General features: G+C 63.0%; 19 protein-coding genes and 2 tRNA genes. 8 read left to right on the top strand and 13 right to left on the bottom strand.

Annotated features, from left to right (window positions below; genetic code table 11):
- Position 1: 1 nt before the first annotated feature.
- The 5 genes from exoR to ACZ48C_RS06680 form a co-directional block, all read right to left on the bottom strand.
- On the bottom strand, positions 2 to 805 hold the full coding sequence (gene exoR, locus ACZ48C_RS06700; RefSeq protein WP_424547477.1) for an exopolysaccharide production regulator ExoR: 804 nt from the start codon (positions 803 to 805) through the stop codon (positions 2 to 4).
- Positions 806 to 1,166: 361 nt separating this feature from the next.
- Positions 1,167 to 2,330 (bottom strand): OmpP1/FadL family transporter, encoded by a 1,164-nt coding sequence (locus tag ACZ48C_RS06695; RefSeq protein WP_162911493.1) that lies wholly within the window; start codon positions 2,328 to 2,330, stop codon positions 1,167 to 1,169.
- A 345-nt stretch (positions 2,331 to 2,675) separates the two neighbouring features.
- Entirely contained in the window at positions 2,676 to 5,603 is a 2,928-nt protein-coding gene (locus tag ACZ48C_RS06690; RefSeq protein WP_464782540.1) for a valine--tRNA ligase, read from the bottom strand.
- A 139-nt stretch (positions 5,604 to 5,742) separates the two neighbouring features.
- The gene (locus ACZ48C_RS06685) at positions 5,743 to 6,492 is read right to left on the bottom strand and encodes a PopZ family protein (RefSeq protein WP_464782539.1); all 750 of its coding nucleotides are present in this window, start codon (positions 6,490 to 6,492) and stop codon (positions 5,743 to 5,745) included.
- A gap of 225 nt (positions 6,493 to 6,717) precedes the next feature.
- Positions 6,718 to 7,368 (bottom strand): protein-L-isoaspartate O-methyltransferase family protein, encoded by a 651-nt coding sequence (locus ACZ48C_RS06680; RefSeq protein ID WP_464782780.1) that lies wholly within the window; start codon positions 7,366 to 7,368, stop codon positions 6,718 to 6,720.
- 284 nt (positions 7,369 to 7,652) lie between these two features.
- Between ACZ48C_RS06680 and exbB the strand changes: the two genes are divergently transcribed.
- The 3 genes from exbB to ACZ48C_RS06665 all read left to right on the top strand — a co-directional run bounded on the left by exbB (position 7,653) and on the right by ACZ48C_RS06665 (position 9,321).
- Complete coding sequence (exbB, locus tag ACZ48C_RS06675) at positions 7,653 to 8,684, top strand: tonB-system energizer ExbB (protein WP_464782538.1); 1,032 nt, start codon at positions 7,653 to 7,655, stop codon at positions 8,682 to 8,684.
- A 4-nt stretch (positions 8,685 to 8,688) separates the two neighbouring features.
- Positions 8,689 to 9,114, top strand: a complete 426-nt coding sequence (exbD, locus tag ACZ48C_RS06670; protein WP_464782537.1) for a TonB system transport protein ExbD — start codon at positions 8,689 to 8,691, stop codon at positions 9,112 to 9,114.
- A gap of 133 nt (positions 9,115 to 9,247) precedes the next feature.
- Positions 9,248 to 9,321: transfer RNA gene (locus tag ACZ48C_RS06665), tRNA-Cys, on the top strand.
- Positions 9,322 to 9,408: 87 nt separating this feature from the next.
- On the opposite strand, the gene ACZ48C_RS06660 is transcribed toward ACZ48C_RS06665, so the two are convergent.
- The 4 genes from ACZ48C_RS06660 to ACZ48C_RS06645 form a co-directional block, all read right to left on the bottom strand.
- Positions 9,409 to 9,813: a hypothetical protein gene (locus ACZ48C_RS06660; protein WP_119258445.1), complete on the bottom strand. Its 405-nt coding sequence runs from the start codon at positions 9,811 to 9,813 to the stop codon at positions 9,409 to 9,411.
- Positions 9,814 to 10,089: 276 nt separating this feature from the next.
- Positions 10,090 to 10,404: a hypothetical protein gene (locus ACZ48C_RS06655; RefSeq protein ID WP_119258378.1), complete on the bottom strand. Its 315-nt coding sequence runs from the start codon at positions 10,402 to 10,404 to the stop codon at positions 10,090 to 10,092.
- A 163-nt stretch (positions 10,405 to 10,567) separates the two neighbouring features.
- A complete protein-coding gene (locus ACZ48C_RS06650) occupies positions 10,568 to 10,822 on the bottom strand; it encodes a hypothetical protein (RefSeq protein WP_464782536.1) in 255 nt (84 codons plus the stop codon).
- A 107-nt stretch (positions 10,823 to 10,929) separates the two neighbouring features.
- A complete protein-coding gene (locus ACZ48C_RS06645) occupies positions 10,930 to 11,862 on the bottom strand; it encodes a LysR family transcriptional regulator (protein ID WP_464782535.1) in 933 nt (310 codons plus the stop codon).
- A gap of 83 nt (positions 11,863 to 11,945) precedes the next feature.
- On the opposite strand from ACZ48C_RS06645, the gene ACZ48C_RS06640 reads away from it, so the two are divergent.
- Positions 11,946 to 12,383 carry a PACE efflux transporter gene (locus ACZ48C_RS06640; protein WP_464782534.1) on the top strand — a complete coding sequence of 146 codons (438 nt, stop codon included), beginning with the start codon at positions 11,946 to 11,948 and terminating at the stop codon, positions 12,381 to 12,383.
- Between the two features lie 138 nt (positions 12,384 to 12,521).
- Positions 12,522 to 12,842 carry an RcnB family protein gene (locus ACZ48C_RS06635; RefSeq protein ID WP_464782779.1) on the top strand — a complete coding sequence of 107 codons (321 nt, stop codon included), beginning with the start codon at positions 12,522 to 12,524 and terminating at the stop codon, positions 12,840 to 12,842.
- A 54-nt stretch (positions 12,843 to 12,896) separates the two neighbouring features.
- Here the strand turns inward: ACZ48C_RS06635 and ACZ48C_RS06630 are convergent, their stop codons facing one another.
- Both ACZ48C_RS06630 and ACZ48C_RS06625 read right to left on the bottom strand, forming a co-directional pair.
- Positions 12,897 to 13,373: a DUF2938 domain-containing protein gene (locus ACZ48C_RS06630; RefSeq protein WP_464782533.1), complete on the bottom strand. Its 477-nt coding sequence runs from the start codon at positions 13,371 to 13,373 to the stop codon at positions 12,897 to 12,899.
- A gap of 66 nt (positions 13,374 to 13,439) precedes the next feature.
- A complete protein-coding gene (locus tag ACZ48C_RS06625; protein ID WP_318911690.1) occupies positions 13,440 to 13,724 on the bottom strand; it encodes a hypothetical protein in 285 nt (94 codons plus the stop codon).
- Positions 13,725 to 13,888: 164 nt separating this feature from the next.
- On the opposite strand from ACZ48C_RS06625, the gene ACZ48C_RS06620 reads away from it, so the two are divergent.
- Positions 13,889 to 13,963, top strand: a tRNA-Asn gene (locus ACZ48C_RS06620).
- Between the two features lie 112 nt (positions 13,964 to 14,075).
- Here ACZ48C_RS06620 and ACZ48C_RS06615 read toward each other — a convergent pair.
- A complete protein-coding gene (locus tag ACZ48C_RS06615; protein ID WP_424547488.1) occupies positions 14,076 to 14,267 on the bottom strand; it encodes a hypothetical protein in 192 nt (63 codons plus the stop codon).
- Positions 14,268 to 14,337: 70 nt separating this feature from the next.
- A complete protein-coding gene (locus ACZ48C_RS06610; RefSeq protein WP_119258385.1) occupies positions 14,338 to 14,544 on the bottom strand; it encodes a hypothetical protein in 207 nt (68 codons plus the stop codon).
- A gap of 262 nt (positions 14,545 to 14,806) precedes the next feature.
- Here ACZ48C_RS06610 and ACZ48C_RS06605 point away from each other — a divergent pair, with 262 nt between their 5' ends.
- Positions 14,807 to 15,847 (top strand): cysteine synthase A, encoded by a 1,041-nt coding sequence (locus ACZ48C_RS06605; RefSeq protein WP_464782532.1) that lies wholly within the window; start codon positions 14,807 to 14,809, stop codon positions 15,845 to 15,847.
- Between the two features lie 5 nt (positions 15,848 to 15,852).
- The gene (locus ACZ48C_RS06600) at positions 15,853 to 16,596 is read left to right on the top strand and encodes an alanyl-tRNA editing protein (RefSeq protein ID WP_464782531.1); all 744 of its coding nucleotides are present in this window, start codon (positions 15,853 to 15,855) and stop codon (positions 16,594 to 16,596) included.
- Positions 16,597 to 16,604 lie beyond the last annotated feature (8 nt).

Raw genomic sequence — 16,604 nt, 5'->3', positions numbered from 1 at the left:
CTTATTCGTTGGGATTGAAGCGGATGCTCTGCGCGAGCGCGACGCCCTTGCGGCGGTCCTCCTCGCTTGCGACGGAGAAGGCCTCTTCCTGATTGGCCTGCAGCCAGGCACAGTCCTTGGGCAGACAATGGTCGAGGGCCGCGGTCATCATGGCAAGGCCGCGGGCGGTATCGCCTTCCTGGAAGATGATGTTGCCGAAGAGGCCCATGGCGCCGGCATGGCCGTTGTTGCGGGCGCGGTTCAGCCATTTCTTGGCCTGATGGACGCTGACCGAACCGCCCTCGCCCGTCAGCATCATGCGGCCGAGCTGGAACTGCGCTTCCGGAATGCCGAAGGCGGAAGCCGCCTGGAAATAGAGCTGGCGCGCCTGCGAGAGGTCGATCTTGACCGGACTGTCGGGAATGCCGCGGCGGTAGTAGCTGGCAAGCGCGATCAGCGCATTGGCGAAATAGCCGGTGTCTTCCGAGCCCGGCTCGACGCCGGCCTGCGCGATCTCGCTGTAGATCTTGAAGGCTTCGAGGTCGTTCTCCGGCACGCCGTCGCCGTCGGCATACATGTTGGCGAGCGCCCAGCGCGAACCGGTATGGCCCTTTTCCGCCGCGTAGCGGTAGGCCTCGACGGCGTCGCCCTTGCGACCTTCCTTGTAGGAGAAGAAACCGAATTTGAAGAGGTCGAAGGGGCCGCTTTCCTTGCTGACGCCGGCCTGGGGGTCGAATGCGAGGGCCTGTGGCGCCACCCAGGAGGACAGCGAGAGGCAAAGGCCCATTACCAGTACTTTCATCGGCAACAACTCGGACTTGGGCATCACTTCAACAATTCCGCGCCTCGCCTTCCTGTCCGTGCCGAACCGGAAATGCACGGGTCTCGTGCGGCTTCCCGGCAGTTTCGGCGACAATGACATCGGCTGGCTCATGGTTTCCCTTGGCGCGGTTCCACGCGTCTACATGCCCCTATCGCTGCGCCCCGTTTGTGGCGGGAAATGGACATTTCGTCGCTTGCCCATGGGTGTAGCAAACTCTGGAAAAAAATGTGTTGCGATTCCGTCACATATTTTCAGAGGTCGCTACGGTTTCCCCATGAGAGGTGACCGGCAGCAACGGAACATTAACCAAGAAAAAGGGCCCGGCTATGACGCCGAGCCCGATTCCGGATCGAAAACCGCCGGTTCAGAACGAGATCTTGTAAGACCCCGTCACGCCATAGGCCCAGCCGCCGCCGCCGGTGGCATTGAACGCAGCGCCTTGGGTTGTCGACTGACTTCCAGTCGACATGTGGGTAACGCCCGCCCCAAAGCGCAAATCGCCAGGGCCAACTTTAGCCAGAACGCCGGCGCCGAGCGTGACTGAATCTTCGTGGATATCAGCGCCCGTGCTGACGCCACTGTCCCACGTCAAATTGATCGTACCGGTCAGCTTTTCATTGAACACATGGGCAACACCAGCTTGAACGGTCCAACCGTCTTTCCAATTGTAAACGTCTTTCTTATCGCTTCCACCAATTCTGTAGTTGAGTGCATCCAGAACGCTCCAGTCGGTCCACTTAGCCGAACCATAGACGAGCCAACCAGGAGCGACGCCGGTCTGAGCCGAAAGCTTCAAAGACTGAGGCATCGTCCCGTAGCCGGATGCTGAATAAGAGCCAACAGGCAGCGGCGGCAAGACAGAATCTGAAACATCTAGATATCCCTCATCCGATTGGTGCTTGACCTGCGAGCGATACATCAGCGATACGCGCAGAGCGTATTCCGTAATCTCATATGCGGCGCCAATTCTGTATCCGTACGCGGCGTTATCTTCTATATGTAGCTTGGCATTCAGTAGGGCCGGCGCAGGACTTTCAGCAGTCGCATCATATGTAAAATCTTGAATGAATACGCCACCAAGAAGATGCAACTTTCCGGCACCGACATCGAGCTTCACATCGCAAGTCGTACCAAACTCGTTCGTTTCAAAGCCTTTGTCGCTGTACCGTTTACTTGGGTCCGCAATTTTTGACCGCGCGTCAGGCCCATAAGTCGCATCCGCGCCAAACGGTTGAGTATAGGTCAGTGCACACGCGAAATTCTCTGAAATTCCAATTTTTGCGGCAACGCTCGGAATCCAGTAATCGTTCGAATAGACCCCGTCATGGTTCGCTGTCCCGCCCGTCGTCTTGAACGTCCGGCGCGGGGAAACGTAGGTCGCGCCGGCGCGGAAGATGAAGTCGCCGCTTTCGAACAGGATGTCGGTGTCGGCCTCGCCGCGGCTGTAGCCGCCGGCTTCGGCCGTGCTTGCCAGCGCGGCCAGCGCCACGGCGGCGAGAATTCCATTCTTGAAGATCTTACCGATCATCCATGCTCCCCCAAATGTCCCTGACGGCCTCTCCACCGCCATTTCGCAGCTGACTATCGAAGAGGAGTGCGGGCTTGGCAAATCCCAGTTTTTGCCTGTGATTCTCATATGCCGCTCGCAAAATTACGTAAGATTTTTTTGAAGCCCCTCAGCAATTCGAGGCTTCGAAATAATGTTCCAAGAATCATTTAAAAATCGCTAAAATATAGATGAACGTTTCAACGCCACTTCAGCATGTCACTTTTCGGACACATCGGGGAATTTGCATCCGCGACCCCTGAACGAAAAAACCGCGCCGTGTGAACGGCGCGGTTTTTCAGGGTTTTGCAACGACGGGCTGTAGAATCAGCCTGCTTCGCTGACGCGCGTCAAAGCCACGGAAAGGCTGGCAAGCTGCTGCTCCAGCTCGGTGAAGCGCTCGCGCTCGGCCTCGACCACTTCGGGCTTGGCATTGGCGACGAACTTCTCGTTCGAGAGCTTGCCCTGAATGCGACCGGCTTCGGCCTTCGCCTTGTCGATCGCCTTTTCCAGGCGGGCCTTTTCGGCGGCCAGGTCGATCAGTTTGCCGAGCGGCAGGCAGACGGTCGCCTCGCCGACGACGATCTGGGCCGCGCCCTTGGGCGCCGCCTCCTCGAGGCGGATGTCCTCCACGCGGGCGAGACGGCGGATGGCCGAGTCATGCGTGGCGAGCCGCGCCTTGGTCAGCGCGCCGGCGCCGACGACGACCAGCGGCGCCGTTGCGCTCGGCGGCACGTTCATCTCGGCGCGGACCGAGCGGATGCCGGAGACGAGATCGACCAGCCAGTTGATCTCGTCGGCTGCCGCCTCGTCCGCATAGGCGGGCGCCGGCCATTCGGCATGGCAGATCATGCTCTCGCGCGTTACGCCCTCGCCCGCCGTGTGCGCCCAGAGCTCTTCCGTCATGAAGGGCATGAACGGGTGCAGGAGCTTGTAGGTCTCCTCCAGCACATAGGCCGCGCAAGCCTGCGATTCCGCCTTGGCCGCTTCGTCCTCGCCACTGAAGACGGGCTTCAGCAGTTCCAGATACCAATCGCAGAACTGGTTCCAGATGAAGCGGTAGAGCGTGCCGGCCGCGTCGTTGAAGCGGTAGGTCTCGATTGCCTCGGTAACGTCGCGCGCCGTGCGGGCAAGCTCCGTCAGGATCCAGCGATTGATCGTCAGCGAGGCCGTTTCCGGCACGAAATGCGGATCGGTCTTCACGCCGTTCATCTCGGCAAAGCGCGTGGCGTTCCACAGCTTGGTGCCGAAGTTGCGGTAACCGGCAATGCGCGCCGGGTCGAGCTTCACGTCGCGGCCCTGCGCGGCCATGATGGCCAGCGTGAAGCGCAGCGCGTCCGCACCGTATTCGTCGATCAGCTCGAGCGGGTCGATGACGTTGCCCTTGGACTTCGACATCTTCTGCCCGTTCTTGTCGCGCACCAGCGCGTGGACATAGACGGTGTGGAACGGCTCGACCGGGTTGCCGAACTCGTCCTTCATGAAGTGCAGGCCCATCATCATCATGCGGGCGACCCAGAAGAAGATGATGTCGAAACCGGTGACGAGAACGTCGGTCTGGTAATATTTCTCCAGTTCCTTCGTCTGCTCCGGCCAGCCGAGCGTCGAGAACGGCCAGAGCGCGGAGGAGAACCAGGTGTCGAGCACGTCCTCGTCACGCGTCAGGATCTCGCCCGGCGCAAAATTCTCCAGCTTCTCCTCGACCCAGGCCTTCCACGGGCCTTCATGGGCGATGTAGTGCTGGATGGCGGCGTGCAGTGCCTCTTCCTCGGTCTTTTCGACGAAGACCTGACCGTCCGGGCCGTACCAGGCCGGAATCTGGTGACCCCACCAGAGCTGGCGGGAGATGCACCAGGGCTCGATGTTCTCCATCCACTCGAAATAGGTCTTTTCCCAGTTCTTCGGAACGAAGTTGGTGCGGCCCTCGCGGACGGAGGCGATGGCGGGCTTGGCCAGCGTCGCGGCATCGGCGAACCACTGATCGGTCAGCATTGGCTCGATGACGACGCCGGAACGGTCGCCGAAGGGCTGCATGACCTTCTTGTTCTCGACATAAGGGACGTCGTTGCCCTCGGCGTCCTTGACGGTGACGGCAAGGCCTTCAGCATTGATCGCCTCGACGATGCGCTTGCGCGCCTCGTAGCGGTCGAGGCCGCGATATTCGTCCGGGACGAGATTGATGTCGTCGACTTCCGCCTCGCTCGGAACGTCGCCGGACTTGGCGATCTCCAGCGCCTGCGCCGCATAGACAGCATAGGGCTCGCCGTCGGCACGCATGGAAGCCTGCGTGTCCATCAGCCGGTAGAGCGGGATATTGTTGCGGCGGGCGACCTGATAGTCGTTGAAGTCGTGCGCGCCGGTGATCTTCACCGCACCGGAGCCGAAATCCTTCTCCGGATATTCGTCGGTGATGATCGGGATCAGGCGGCGGTGCTCCTTGGGGCCGACCGGAATCTCGCAGAGCTTGCCGACGATGGGCGCATAGCGCTCGTCGGACGGATGGACGGCGACCGCGCCGTCGCCCAGCATCGTCTCGGGACGGGTGGTGGCGATGGAAATGTAGTCGCGCTCTTCCTGGAAGACGACGTTGCCGTCGGCGTCCTTCTCGACATAGGTATAGGTGGCGCCGCCGGCCAGCGGATACTTGAAGTGCCACATATGGCCGTCGACTTCCCGGTTCTCGACCTCGAGGTCGGAAATCGCCGTCTCGAATTTCGGGTCCCAGTTGACCAGTCGCTTGCCGCGATAGATCAGGCCTTCCTTGTAGAGCGAGACGAAGACTTCCAGGACGGCGGCGGAAAGCCCCTCGTCCATGGTGAAGCGCTCGCGCGACCAGTCGCAGGACGCGCCGAGGCGCTTCAGCTGGTTGAAGATCAGGCCGCCCGATTCCGCCTTCCACTCCCAGACCTTCTCGACGAAGGCCTCGCGGCCCATCTCGCGGCGGCCCGGAAGCTTCTCGGCGGCGAGCTTGCGCTCGACGACCATCTGGGTCGCGATGCCGGCATGGTCCATGCCCGGCTGCCACAACACGTCCTTGCCGCGCATGCGCTCGAAGCGGACCATGATGTCCTGCAGCGTGTTGTTGAGGGCATGGCCCATATGCAGCGAGCCCGTCACGTTCGGCGGCGGAATCACGATGGTGAAGGTCTCGGCGCCGGGCTTTGCGCCCTCGCCGGCGCGGAAAGCATCCGCATCTTCCCACATCTTGGCAATTCGCGGCTCGACCGCTGCGGAATCATAGTTCTTTTCAAGCATTTTCGTGCGTGGCCTGCTGTTTGTCGGTGGGTTTTGTAAACCGGATGGCCGGCATGAAGTCAACAATATCAGAAGAAAAGCCGCGCCGGGGGTTCGGCGCGGCTCAAATCGTCTTTTCGGTGAAGAAAAGCGGCGGCGATCAGCGGCGGGGGCCGCGCGCCACCCGCTCGATCTCCTCGCGCACCAGCCGCTCCACGAGGGTCGGCAGGTTGTCGTCGAGCCATTCCTGCAGCATCGGGCGCAGCATCTCCTCGGCGATCTCGTCGAAGGAGCGGCGCGGGCCGGCATCGAGGGCTTCCGCCAGCGCGCCGAAGGACTGGGCGACACGCTCGCCGACGGCCGGCGACACGAGCGCGGCGATATCCCGGCCGGGTGCTGCGTCCTCGGTGTGAATCTCCACCGCCGGGGCGAAGGCCTCGATGCGTTCCTCAACCGGCTCGATCTTCTCGGCAGGCTGCGGCGCAGGCGCATCATGGCTTGCCGTCGCGGCCATGCGCGCGGTCATCAGCGGATTCTGCTCGCGGGCGATGGCCGGGACCGGCTCGATCGGCAGGGTTTCGGCCGTCTCGCGGTTAGCGGCGACATGGCGCTCTGAGGCGGCGCGCACGCGCGCGGCGACATCGGCCAGCGACATGGCCGGCTGCGCGCCCTGCTCCGGCCGATGGATCGGCTGGACGATGGCGGAATGCTGCTCCTCGGCATGGAAGCGGTCGACCACGACGGGGCTGTCCAGCAGGCTCGAATGGCTCTCGGTGGTGATGTCGAAGCCGTCGTCCTCGCCGGCATCGTGGGCCAGGTCCGGCTGCGCTTCGTTGTTCTCGATGATCTTGCGGATGGACGCCAGGATTTCATCCATGGACGGTTCACGCGCTACATTCGGCTGAGCCATTTCTATCCCCGTTCTCTGCGGCGTCCGCGACCTGCCGCAGGAGGCGTGCCGGACATGCCGAAGACCCTAGGCGAGTTCGGCGGCGAACTAAATCGCTGCGAATCAAGTGTTATAAGTGATGCACAGATTTGTTTGGCCTGCCAAGGCCCGGGCCGGCCCCGCAAAAAAACAAAGGCCCGCCGGACGAGCGGCGGGCCTTTCGATATCCGTCCCTTTCGGGAAAGCTCAGAAGACGAATTCCTTCGCCTTGCGGAAGCCGGGAAGCGGCTTGACGGCGGTGTTGAAGACGTTGCGCTCGGCAACCCGGCCGCTTTCCTTGATATAGAGGCGTGCCTGCGAGGCGTTGCCGTAGCCCTCGACGACGACGAGGCGACCGCCGTCACGCAGCTGGGCGAAAAGCGGCTCGGTGACATATTCGACGGCGCCGTGCACGAAGATCACGTCATAGGGCGCTTCCGGCGCATAGCCGGCTTCCAGGTCGCCGGTCACCACCGCGACATTGTCGAAGCCGAGGCGGGCGAGCGTTTCCGTTGCCGTCGCGGCAAGGTCCGCATCGCTTTCCAGCGCGACGACGGAGCTGCCGAGCCTGGAAAGGACGGCCGAGGCGTAGCCGGTGCCGCAGCCGACTTCCAGCACGACGTCGGCCGCCGCGATATCTGCAAGCTGGATCAGCTTTGCGAGCGGCGACGGCTCCATGAGATAACGGCCGGGCGCAAGCTGGATGTCGTTGTCGATATAGGCGAGCGGCCTTGCCGCCGCCGGCACGAACTCTTCCCGCGGCACGGTGAGGAAGGCGTCGAGCACCTCGTGCGACGTCACATCCGTCGTACGGATCTGGTTGTCCACCATCTTCGTGCGCGCTGCATTGTAGTCAATCATCTCTGGCCCTTAAGAATGAACGGCGAAGACCGGCGCAAAGGCCCGGCCCGCGCCGGATGCGTTGCAATTCTCATAGTGCGGTTTCGGGGCGGGTGTCCATAGGCAGCGGGCCGCTCGGCGCAAAAACAGCACCCTTCGCCAACCTGACCTTATCATGAATAAATTACTCAACATATTATTGCCTGCCATATGCATAATGTCGTATTGAGCACTCAGGTTTTAGCGGCCCTCACCGGCCGCGCCCGCCCGATTCCCGGAGCGGGCTTCGCTTGAATTGAGACATGCAAGAGGAATACGCCGTGCTCAAACGGTCTCGACTGCACTTCGCGATCATCCTGATGGCACTCGCCATGCCGCACGCCGTTTCGGCACAGAGCCAGGAGACGCCGTCGGCCCAGACGGATGCCGGACAATCCACCGGCGCCACGACGACGACCACCACGACGGACACGACGTCCCGGCCGGCAGCGGTGGAGAACACCACGCCGAACCAGGCGGCCGGAACCGGGGCCGACGCCGCGCAGGACGACGAGGACGCGACCGAGCTCGACGTCGTCGACGACGCGGAAGGCGCCCGCCAGGCCGGCCTGCCGCACGACCTTTCACCCTGGGGCATGTTCATGGCGGCCGATATCGTCGTCAAGGGCGTGATGACGGGTCTTGCCTTCGCCTCGGTCGTGACCTGGACCGTGCTGCTCGTCAAGCTCGCCGAGCTCGGTGCCGCCCAGCGCTCGGCCCGCAGCGCCGTGCGCCAGCTCATTGCCGCCCGCGGGCTGGAGGACGGCGAACAGGCGCTCGGCCGCAACCGCGGCGTCGCCGCGCGCATGACCCGCGCCGCCCGCGAGGAGATGGAGGCTTCCGAGCCCGTGCTCGATCACGTCTCCGACGGCGGCGTGAAGGAGCGCATCGCCTCCCGCCTCGCCCGCATGGAAGTGCATGCCGGCCGCCGCATCGCCAAGGGCACCGGGCTTCTGGCCACCATCGGCTCCACGGCGCCCTTCGTCGGCCTCTTCGGCACGGTCTGGGGCATCATGAACTCGTTCATCGGCATCTCGAAGGCGCAGACCACGAACCTCGCCATCGTCGCGCCCGGCATCGCCGAGGCGCTGCTGGCGACTGCCATCGGCCTCGTCGCCGCCATCCCGGCCGTCGTGATCTACAACTTCCTCGCCCGCGCCATCACCGGCTACCGCCAGCAGCTTGCCGACGCCTCAGCCGCCATCGAGCGCCTTGCGAGCCGCGACCTCGACATGCGCCGTGCCCAGCGCCAGCCCGCGCAGCGCAGCGCCACCTCCTTCGTGAAGGTCGGGTAACGCCATGGCCAGCAAGATCAGGGAAGGCGGCGACGACCTCGAGGAGAACAGCGAAATCAACGTGACGCCATTCATCGACGTCATGCTGGTGCTGCTCATCATCTTCATGGTGGCCGCCCCGCTCGCCACCGTCGACATCAATGTCGACCTGCCCTCCTCTGTCGCCCAGCCGACGCCGCGCGAGGACAAGCCGGTCTTCATGACGCTGAAGAAGGACCTCACGGTCTCCATCGGCAACGGCGAGATCGCGCGCGACAATTTCGGCCCCGAGATCGACGCCGTGACGGAAGGCAACAAGGATGCGCGCATCCTGCTGCGCGCCGACAAGGCCGTCGACTACGGCAGCGTCATGGACGTGATGAACCTCTTGCGCGGCGCCGGCTATGCCAAGATCGCCCTTGTCGGCCTCGAAGGCGCATCGGCGCAATGACCCGGAACGGCGCGCTTTACGGCGCGCCTTCCGCCGCTTCCAAAAAAAGCTTGGCATTCGGCATGAATGCCTCTTGCACCCTGTCTAAATTCGTTCTAAACGCCCGGCACCACTCGCTTTATAGCAAACGGACGGCCTCGTGGCGGAGTGGTTACGCAGAGGACTGCAAATCCTTGCACCCCGGTTCGATTCCGGGCGAGGCCTCCACTCTCTCTTCAAATCGACGCTCAAGCAATTGAATCGACTTTCGATTTTCGGGAGTGGGCAACTCACGCCCGGCGAGCCCTCAAAAAATCAGGCAAGCGTTCGCTTGGGGAGAACGGTCGACTTCGGCTCCTTGCCATAGACCACCGCCGCGAACATCAGTACGCCGACGAAGACCACCAGCGAACTGACCGCCGCCACCGGCTCGGCCGCGTCGTAGCCGAGATAGAGGACGTAGAGCGAAGGCGCGAGCACGGCTATGCCGGCCGTGTAGATCAGATACTGCAGATGCGCGAAACGCGTCTCGGCCTTGGCCGGATTGAAGGCATAATAGGTGCCGAACAGGGCCATCGTCACCCAGCCGAGAAGGTTTGCATGGGTATGGGCGGCAATGACATTGTGATTGCCGGAGATCGCCATCTGCAGGCCCATGGCGATGCCCACGATCAGAAAGACGATGGCTGTCTTGAAGAATAAGCGAGAAAGCTGCGGCATGACGTTCCCCCGACTCGAACAGCGCCCCATCGACGTGCGCGGGATATTACACCGAATCCTTATCATTTGATAGATTACTAATATTCGAACCGTGCGTTGTGTCGAGGGCCCATGTCTCGACAGGGCTTGCGGATACGCAGTTCGACGTGACCACCCTTCCCTTCTCCCCGCCGGGGAGAAGGGAAATGGGGAATGGTTTCGTTCATATTCGGCAGGCTTGCCGCGGAAGACAGTCCGGAAAGGCTGGCGGCAGAATGCCGGCGCGGCTTCGACCGCCTATTCCGGCTCGTTCGTCGGCCGGACGAGAGAGATGACGCGCGGCTTGGAGGGGGCGTCGAGCCATTCCATCCATTTTTCCCTGTCCTCGATCGTGTCGAAGAAGCGCCACACCTTGAAGCCCTCGCTCGTGGCTTCCAGCATCTCGTCGAGGGAAACGAGTTCGAGGGGCAGCGTCACTTCCGTACCCTCGTAGCGGACGAGATAGACGCCCGGTGCGGCCAGCCGAACCACCTGACCGCTGCCATAACTGCCATCCGGATTGTCAGCGGTGAAATACGTTCCGCTCAACGTGTCGGGTTCGCTGGTATTCATGGATATTCGATGCCCTTTCGACAATTCATTCAAGCGCGCTGGCCCTGCCCACTGACGGGCGGCGGCGGCGCAGCTTCAGAGTATCCGGTCGGTCAGGCAGGACGCAAGCCGGCTTCCTGCGGCGGCCGGGGATACGCCCGCCCTCCTCCTCATGCCCTGCCGTTCAGCCCTTCAGGCCCGGCACCGCCTTTGCGCGCCGGTGAAAATCCACGCGGACCACATTGGGCGCCTGCCCGGCGGCAAAAGCGCTCGGCGGTGCCGAACCGACGGCCGGGATGTCGACCCCGCTCGCGGCTTCGTTTCCCGCCTGCATCTCCTTCAGCTTGCGGTACATCTGCACGACAAGCTTCTTGTAGAAGGCGATGATCTGCTGGTGCTCGCATCGCCGGATATAGAGTTCGTCGAACCGCTGACTCATCTTCCTCACGCCTCCGCTCTTGCAGGGATGGAATTCGTGAGAATTTCAACGGTTCCTAAAACGCTGGCCTTATGGCTAACGATTCGTGACCGACCGCGCCAGAACGGTCACAGGACGGTGAAGATGTCGGGGCCCTTCGGAATTTCTTCTCCATCGTCGATCTGGATTTCGAGCGCCGCGAACTGCTCGCGCAGCCATTTGGCCGCGGGCCCCGCGGGGCGCTGCTTGTTCCAGATGAGTTCGAGCGCAACCGGATGCGCCCCTTCGTCGAACTGGAGCGGCGGCGTCGCGAGTTCCGTGGCGAGCGGCGAATTGCCGAGAATATGCGCGGGGATCAGCGCCCAGCCGATCCCCCGGTGCAGAATCTGCAGGATCACCCAATGGCTCTCGACCCACCAGACTTCCGCGGCAACGCGCAGCCGATGGGTCTCCGCGCCGTCGCTGCGTTTGGCCACCATGATCTGGCGGTGGCGGCGAAGCTCCTCCCAGGTCACGGCGCCATCCGCCAGCGGGTGGTTGCGGCCGCAGACGAGAAGAAGCGGTACCCAGCCGATGGTGTGGAAGCCGAGCGTCGGCGGCAGGTCGTCTTCCCGCCACATCACGCCGAGATCGACCTTGCCCTCCAGAACGAGCCCGGCGACATCGCGGGTGGAGGGAAAGAGCAATTCGAGCTCGACATGGGGAAAGCGCCGCGCGAAGGCGGCAAAAAGCGCGCCGATGGCCGGCTCGGGATAGAATTCGTCGACCGCCACGGCCAGGCGCGTTTCGACATGCTCCTCGAAGCTGCGCGCCACGCCGATCAGGTGCTCGCGGCGGTCGAGGATGAGCCTTGCCTCGGGGAGCAGGCGCCTGCCCGCCTCCGTAAGCGTCGGATTGCGCGTGGCGCGGCTGAAGAGTTTTACGCCGATATCGTCCTCCAGCGAGGAGACCAGCAGGCTCACCGCCGACTGCGCCTTGCGCAAATGCCGGGCGGCGGCGGAGAACGAACCCTGTTCGGCGGCAGCGACAAAGGCGTCGAGCTGGTCGAGTGAGACGGTCATCTATCCGTATTCCAGATGGTATCTAACTTTTCCATCCACGAATATCAGATAGAAGTAAGCGCAACAACGAACGAGGACATGAAATGCGCAGCTTCAGCGACCGGGTCCGTCACGCGGTCTTGTTCGAACTCATCGGCCTTGCGATCTTCACGCCGGGCGCGGCTCTGCTGTTCGACCAGCCGATGAGCCATATGGGCGTGATCGGGATCGTCTCCGCCACGGCGGCGACCATCTGGAACTTCGTCTTCAACCTGGCCTTCGACAGGACCATGCTGCGCCTTCGCGGCAGCGTGCAGAAGACGATGGCGATCCGCGTGCTTCACACAGGGCTTTTCGAGGCCGGACTGATCGTCCTCCTCATCCCGTTCATCGCGTGGTATCTCGGCATCAGCCTCCTCACGGCGCTGCTGCTCGATATATCGGTGGTTGCCTTCTACCTGGTCTATGCCTTCGTCTTCAACATCGCCTACGACCGGGCCTTCCCCATCGAAACCGCTCCGCTGCCGCGCGTATCCGCGTGAGGCAGCGGGCCTGCCTTCAAATTGCCACAGGCGTTAAGGGACTGTTTTCATTACAGCATTGTAATCTTTCATTCAGTTTTCGTTCATCGATCCGGACATAGGGTCCTCTCACCGACAACAAGGAGCCCAACGATGAAAATCTTCACCCGCACCCTTCTCGCCGCCGTCGCCCTTTCCTTTGCCGCCGCGCCGATGGCGCAGGCCCAGCAGTATGGCGGGCACGACCGCAAGCCCGGCCACTCCTCCTCCTGGGACAAGAAGCAGCAATACAAGAAGCGCCACAACTGGCGTAAGGGCGAACGTTATTCCGACTGGAAGCGCCGTCCGCCGGTTCGTGACTACCACCGCTACGGCCTGCGCAAGCCCGCCCGCGGCCAGCAGTGGGTGAAGGTGGACAACAGCTACCTCCTGATGAGCGTCGCCACCGGCCTCATCCTCGGCGTCGCAGCCGCCCGTTAAGAACAAAACGCCACCGCAGCCTTCGCCGCGGTGGCGTTTTTCCTTGCCCAGCAATCAGCGAAGAAGCAGCGCCGTGCCGTAAAGCCCAAGGGCGAAGACCGTGTGCGCGACGAGATTGAGCGCCCGCACCGTATTGGCATTCGGCAGTTTCGAGGCGGCGACGCCGATGCCGAGGCCGGGCTGCAGCAGGAACCAGCCGGCACCGACGGTCACGATGCCGAGAATCCATGCCGGCAGGAAGGTGGGCGCCGCGAACCAGCCTGCCCCCATGACCAAAGCCAGAATGACCCCATAGAGAATGCCGACGGCATAGTGGCCGATCCAGCCGAGCGCCAGTTCGCCGGCATAGGGCTCGGCCTTGCCGATATCGTCATGAAAGACGGTTCCGTTCTTCAAATGCCAGAACCATCGGCCGACCGGCGCCCAGTTCGGCCGCCCCTGGCGGAAGACCTTCCACAGGACGACAGCCCAGGCGTCCATCAGCACCGTCGCGCCGACCCCGATCGCGACACCCTTCAAAAGCAATTCCATGCAATTCCCCTCACCCGCAGATATTCAACGGGTTAGAGCAGGTCCGCCGGCCGGAGGCAACGGCGTTCAGCGCGTATTGCGCCGGGCCTTGCGGCTTGCCCACCACACGGCAAGGCGGCGGCGCTGGCGGCGCACGAAGTGGGAATCGTGCGAAAGCACCAGCAGGCCGAGCGGAACCATCCAGAAACCGAGCACCGGCAGAAAGCCGAGCAGGCCGCCGCAGACGAGAAGGACGCCGATCGTGGTGCGCAGCCAGCGCGATTCCGGCAGTTTCATGCGGAAGGCGCCGACCACGATCTCCCGGGTGCGCGGGTCTATCCCGAAATGCGTCTTGGTTTTCTTTGCCGCCATTCCCTGCCCGTTTCGCTGCAAAGCCCGGTTTTCCAGGGCTCTTCCTCTTCCCAGTTGGAGACTTCTCCACAATCAATCAAGTCCGATGCATTTTTTTGTCAAAAAGCGCTTGGCAAATCGATCAGGCATTTGTATTACGCGCTCACTCCGCAGCGAGCGGATGATCCCTGGTAGCTCAGCGGTAGAGCATTCGACTGTTAATCGACAGGTCGCCGGTTCGAATCCGGCCCGGGGAGCCAGTTTCTAGAAGGGCTGCGCTGAATAGCGCGGCCCTTCTGCTTTTCAGCGCCGCGCACGCAAAAGGGCCGCCGCTCGGCAACCCCTCTTTCATCTTTATCGATCTGGAAATCGCTAGTGCCGGCTTGCCGGCGGGCGCTTCGTGTTCATCTGCAATTCGTGACGGGTGGCGAAGCGGCCGAAGAGGAGGAGGAGCTTGCGTTCTTCTGCCTTGTCGAGCCCGTTCTTGCGGCAATGCTCGAGCACATCGAGAACGTGGCGGGTCTGCCGCAGGCTGAACTGACGATTGTCGATGTGATGGGTCATGGCGGGCTCCTCCGTGCAAAGCGGAAGAGAAACACGCCGGGCCGCGCTTTGTTCCCGGCGTGCGATACGGTCAGGGCACGAGGCCGGCGCCGGTCTGGCCAGCGGTGCGCGCGGCGCCGTAGTCGCGCTCGTGGGCCGTGCGACGGAAGGCCTGGCTGCGCTCGCGCGGGCGGGCGGAGGGATCGCTCAGCGGCGTTCCCATCACCCCGTCCGCATAGGTGCCGGTGGCGATGTCATCGTCGTCGGTAGGGGTGGCCTGAAAAAGTCCGAAAAGCATCGTGGTACCTCCAGTGTCGTCTCAAACGGGCGGCAGGCCTTTCCGTTCCGCCGCTCGCCGATAGACGCAAAATTAACCATGTTTGCTAACAGGACGTTAAAGCCCGCGCGCTTTCGGCCGGCCTGCGGCAGGAAGCCCCTGCCGGAAGAAAAAATCCCTAGCAATCTCCGCCTGACAGGAACACCATTCCTTGCAAAGCCGGCCGCAGCGGCCGAAAAGACGACACCAATCCGGATTTGCAACGCGCGAGGCTCGATTTCCCATGTCCATTCTTCCGTCCGTTCTTGATGCAATCGGCAACACGCCGCTGATCCGCCTCAAGGGCGCCTCGGAAGCGACGGGCTGCGAGATCCTCGGCAAGGCGGAATTCCTCAATCCCGGCCAGTCGGTGAAGGACCGCGCCGCCCTCTCCATCATCCGCGCGGCGGAGCGCTCGGGCGCGCTGCGGCCCGGCGGCGTCATCGTCGAGGGCACGGCGGGCAATACCGGCATCGGCCTTGCGCTGGTGGCGCAGGCGCTCGGCTATCGCACCGTCATCGTCATTCCCGAGACGCAGAGCCAGGAGAAGAAGGACGCGCTGCGCCTACTCGGCGCCGAGCTCGTCGAGGTTCCCGCCGTCCCCTACAAGAACCCGAACAACTATGTGAAGCTTTCCGGCCGCCTCGCCGAGCAGCTTGCTCAAACCGAGCCGAACGGCGCGATCTGGGCAAACCAGTTCGACAATGTCGCCAACCGCGACGCCCATATCGAGACGACCGCGCCGGAAATCTGGCGCGACACGAACGGCAAGGTGGACGGCTTCGTCTCCGCCGTCGGCTCGGGCGGGACGCTTGCCGGCGTCGCGGCCGGCCTTCGCGCCAGGAATCCCAATATCAAGATCGCCCTTGCCGATCCGGATGGCGCAGCGCTCCATAACTTTTATGAGCACGGTGAATTGAAATCCTCCGGCAGCTCGATCACCGAAGGTATCGGCCAGGGCCGCATCACCGCCAATCTCGAAGGTTTTACGCCGGACTATTCCTACAACATCCCGGATTCGGAGGCCGTTCCGCTGGTCTTCGACCTCATCGAGAACGAGGGCATCGCCGTCGGCGGCTCCTCGGGCATCAACATCGCGGGGGCGATCCGCCTTGCGAAGGACCTCGGCCCCGGCCACACGATCGTGACGATCCTCTGCGACTATGCTAACCGCTATCAGTCCAAACTCTTCAACCCGGACTTCCTCGATTCGAAGGGCCTGCCGGTTCCAGGCTGGCTGAAGGCGAAATCGGGGATCAAGGTCCCCTACCAGCCGGTCGAATAGGTATCATGTCCCTTCCCACCACCGCCCTCTTCCGCGACGATTTCTATCTTTCGACGAACGAGGCGGTGGTGACGGCGGTGCACGAGGACGGCGGCATCGAGCTGGACCAGACCTGTTTCTACGCGACGTCGGGCGGCCAGCCCGGCGACACGGGCTTCCTGGAGCGCGCCGACGGCAGCCGCATCGCGCTCGGCCCGGCGGTGACGGGCGCGACCAAGGAGATCATCATCCACCGGCCGCTGGAAGGCGAGGCACCGCCCATCGTCGGCGAGACGGTCGTCGCCCATATCGACTGGGCGCGCCGCTACCGGCTGATGCGCATGCACACGGCCTGCCATCTCCTTTCCGTCGTCTGCCCCTACCCCATCACGGGCGCTGCCGTCGGCGAGGAGGACAGCCGCGTCGACTTCGACATGACGGAGACCATCGACAAGGACGAGGTGACGGCGAAGCTGATGAAGCTGGTCGAGGAGAACCACCCGATCTTCGTCCAGTGGATCACCGACGCGGAGCTGGCGGCCAATCCCGGCATAGTCAAATCCAAGAACGTGCGTCCGCCCATGGGCCTCGGCCGCGTCAGCCTCGTCTGCATCGGCGAGAATTCCGCCGTCGACAGCCAGCCCTGCGGCGGCACCCATGTTTCCGAAACGCAGGAAGTGGGCGCGATCCACATCGCCAAGATAGAGAAGAAGGGCAAGGAGAACCGCCGGTTCCGCATCCGCTTCGGCGCGCCGGCCTCCGAAGCCTGAAGGGAGAG

This window comes from Shinella sp. 1A1, assembly GCF_055379515.1.
The sequence above is the reverse complement of the archived record's forward strand: the minus strand, read 5'-3'. Positions and strand labels throughout refer to the sequence as shown.

What these genes read in the sequence shown, in the direction of transcription:
- ACZ48C_RS06690 (WP_464782540.1), bottom strand. Translation starts at nt 5,603, where the DNA reads ATGCTTGAAAAGAACTATGATTCCGCAGCGGTCGAGCCGCGAATTGCC.
- exoR (WP_424547477.1), bottom strand. Translation starts at nt 805, where the DNA reads ATGCCCAAGTCCGAGTTGTTGCCGATGAAAGTACTGGTAATGGGCCTT.
- exbD (WP_464782537.1), top strand. Translation starts at nt 8,689, where the DNA reads ATGGCCAGCAAGATCAGGGAAGGCGGCGACGACCTCGAGGAGAACAGC.
- ACZ48C_RS06645 (WP_464782535.1), bottom strand. Translation starts at nt 11,862, where the DNA reads ATGACCGTCTCACTCGACCAGCTCGACGCCTTTGTCGCTGCCGCCGAA.
- ACZ48C_RS06625 (WP_318911690.1), bottom strand. Translation starts at nt 13,724, where the DNA reads ATGGCGGCAAAGAAAACCAAGACGCATTTCGGGATAGACCCGCGCACC.
- ACZ48C_RS06630 (WP_464782533.1), bottom strand. Translation starts at nt 13,373, where the DNA reads ATGGAATTGCTTTTGAAGGGTGTCGCGATCGGGGTCGGCGCGACGGTG.
- ACZ48C_RS06605 (WP_464782532.1), top strand. Translation starts at nt 14,807, where the DNA reads ATGTCCATTCTTCCGTCCGTTCTTGATGCAATCGGCAACACGCCGCTG.
- exbB (WP_464782538.1), top strand. Translation starts at nt 7,653, where the DNA reads ATGCAAGAGGAATACGCCGTGCTCAAACGGTCTCGACTGCACTTCGCG.
- ACZ48C_RS06650 (WP_464782536.1), bottom strand. Translation starts at nt 10,822, where the DNA reads ATGAGTCAGCGGTTCGACGAACTCTATATCCGGCGATGCGAGCACCAG.
- ACZ48C_RS06610 (WP_119258385.1), bottom strand. Translation starts at nt 14,544, where the DNA reads ATGCTTTTCGGACTTTTTCAGGCCACCCCTACCGACGACGATGACATC.
- ACZ48C_RS06660 (WP_119258445.1), bottom strand. Translation starts at nt 9,813, where the DNA reads ATGCCGCAGCTTTCTCGCTTATTCTTCAAGACAGCCATCGTCTTTCTG.
- ACZ48C_RS06685 (WP_464782539.1), bottom strand. Translation starts at nt 6,492, where the DNA reads ATGGCTCAGCCGAATGTAGCGCGTGAACCGTCCATGGATGAAATCCTG.
- ACZ48C_RS06615 (WP_424547488.1), bottom strand. Translation starts at nt 14,267, where the DNA reads ATGACCCATCACATCGACAATCGTCAGTTCAGCCTGCGGCAGACCCGC.
- ACZ48C_RS06600 (WP_464782531.1), top strand. Translation starts at nt 15,853, where the DNA reads ATGTCCCTTCCCACCACCGCCCTCTTCCGCGACGATTTCTATCTTTCG.
- ACZ48C_RS06640 (WP_464782534.1), top strand. Translation starts at nt 11,946, where the DNA reads ATGCGCAGCTTCAGCGACCGGGTCCGTCACGCGGTCTTGTTCGAACTC.
- ACZ48C_RS06695 (WP_162911493.1), bottom strand. Translation starts at nt 2,330, where the DNA reads ATGATCGGTAAGATCTTCAAGAATGGAATTCTCGCCGCCGTGGCGCTG.
- ACZ48C_RS06655 (WP_119258378.1), bottom strand. Translation starts at nt 10,404, where the DNA reads ATGAATACCAGCGAACCCGACACGTTGAGCGGAACGTATTTCACCGCT.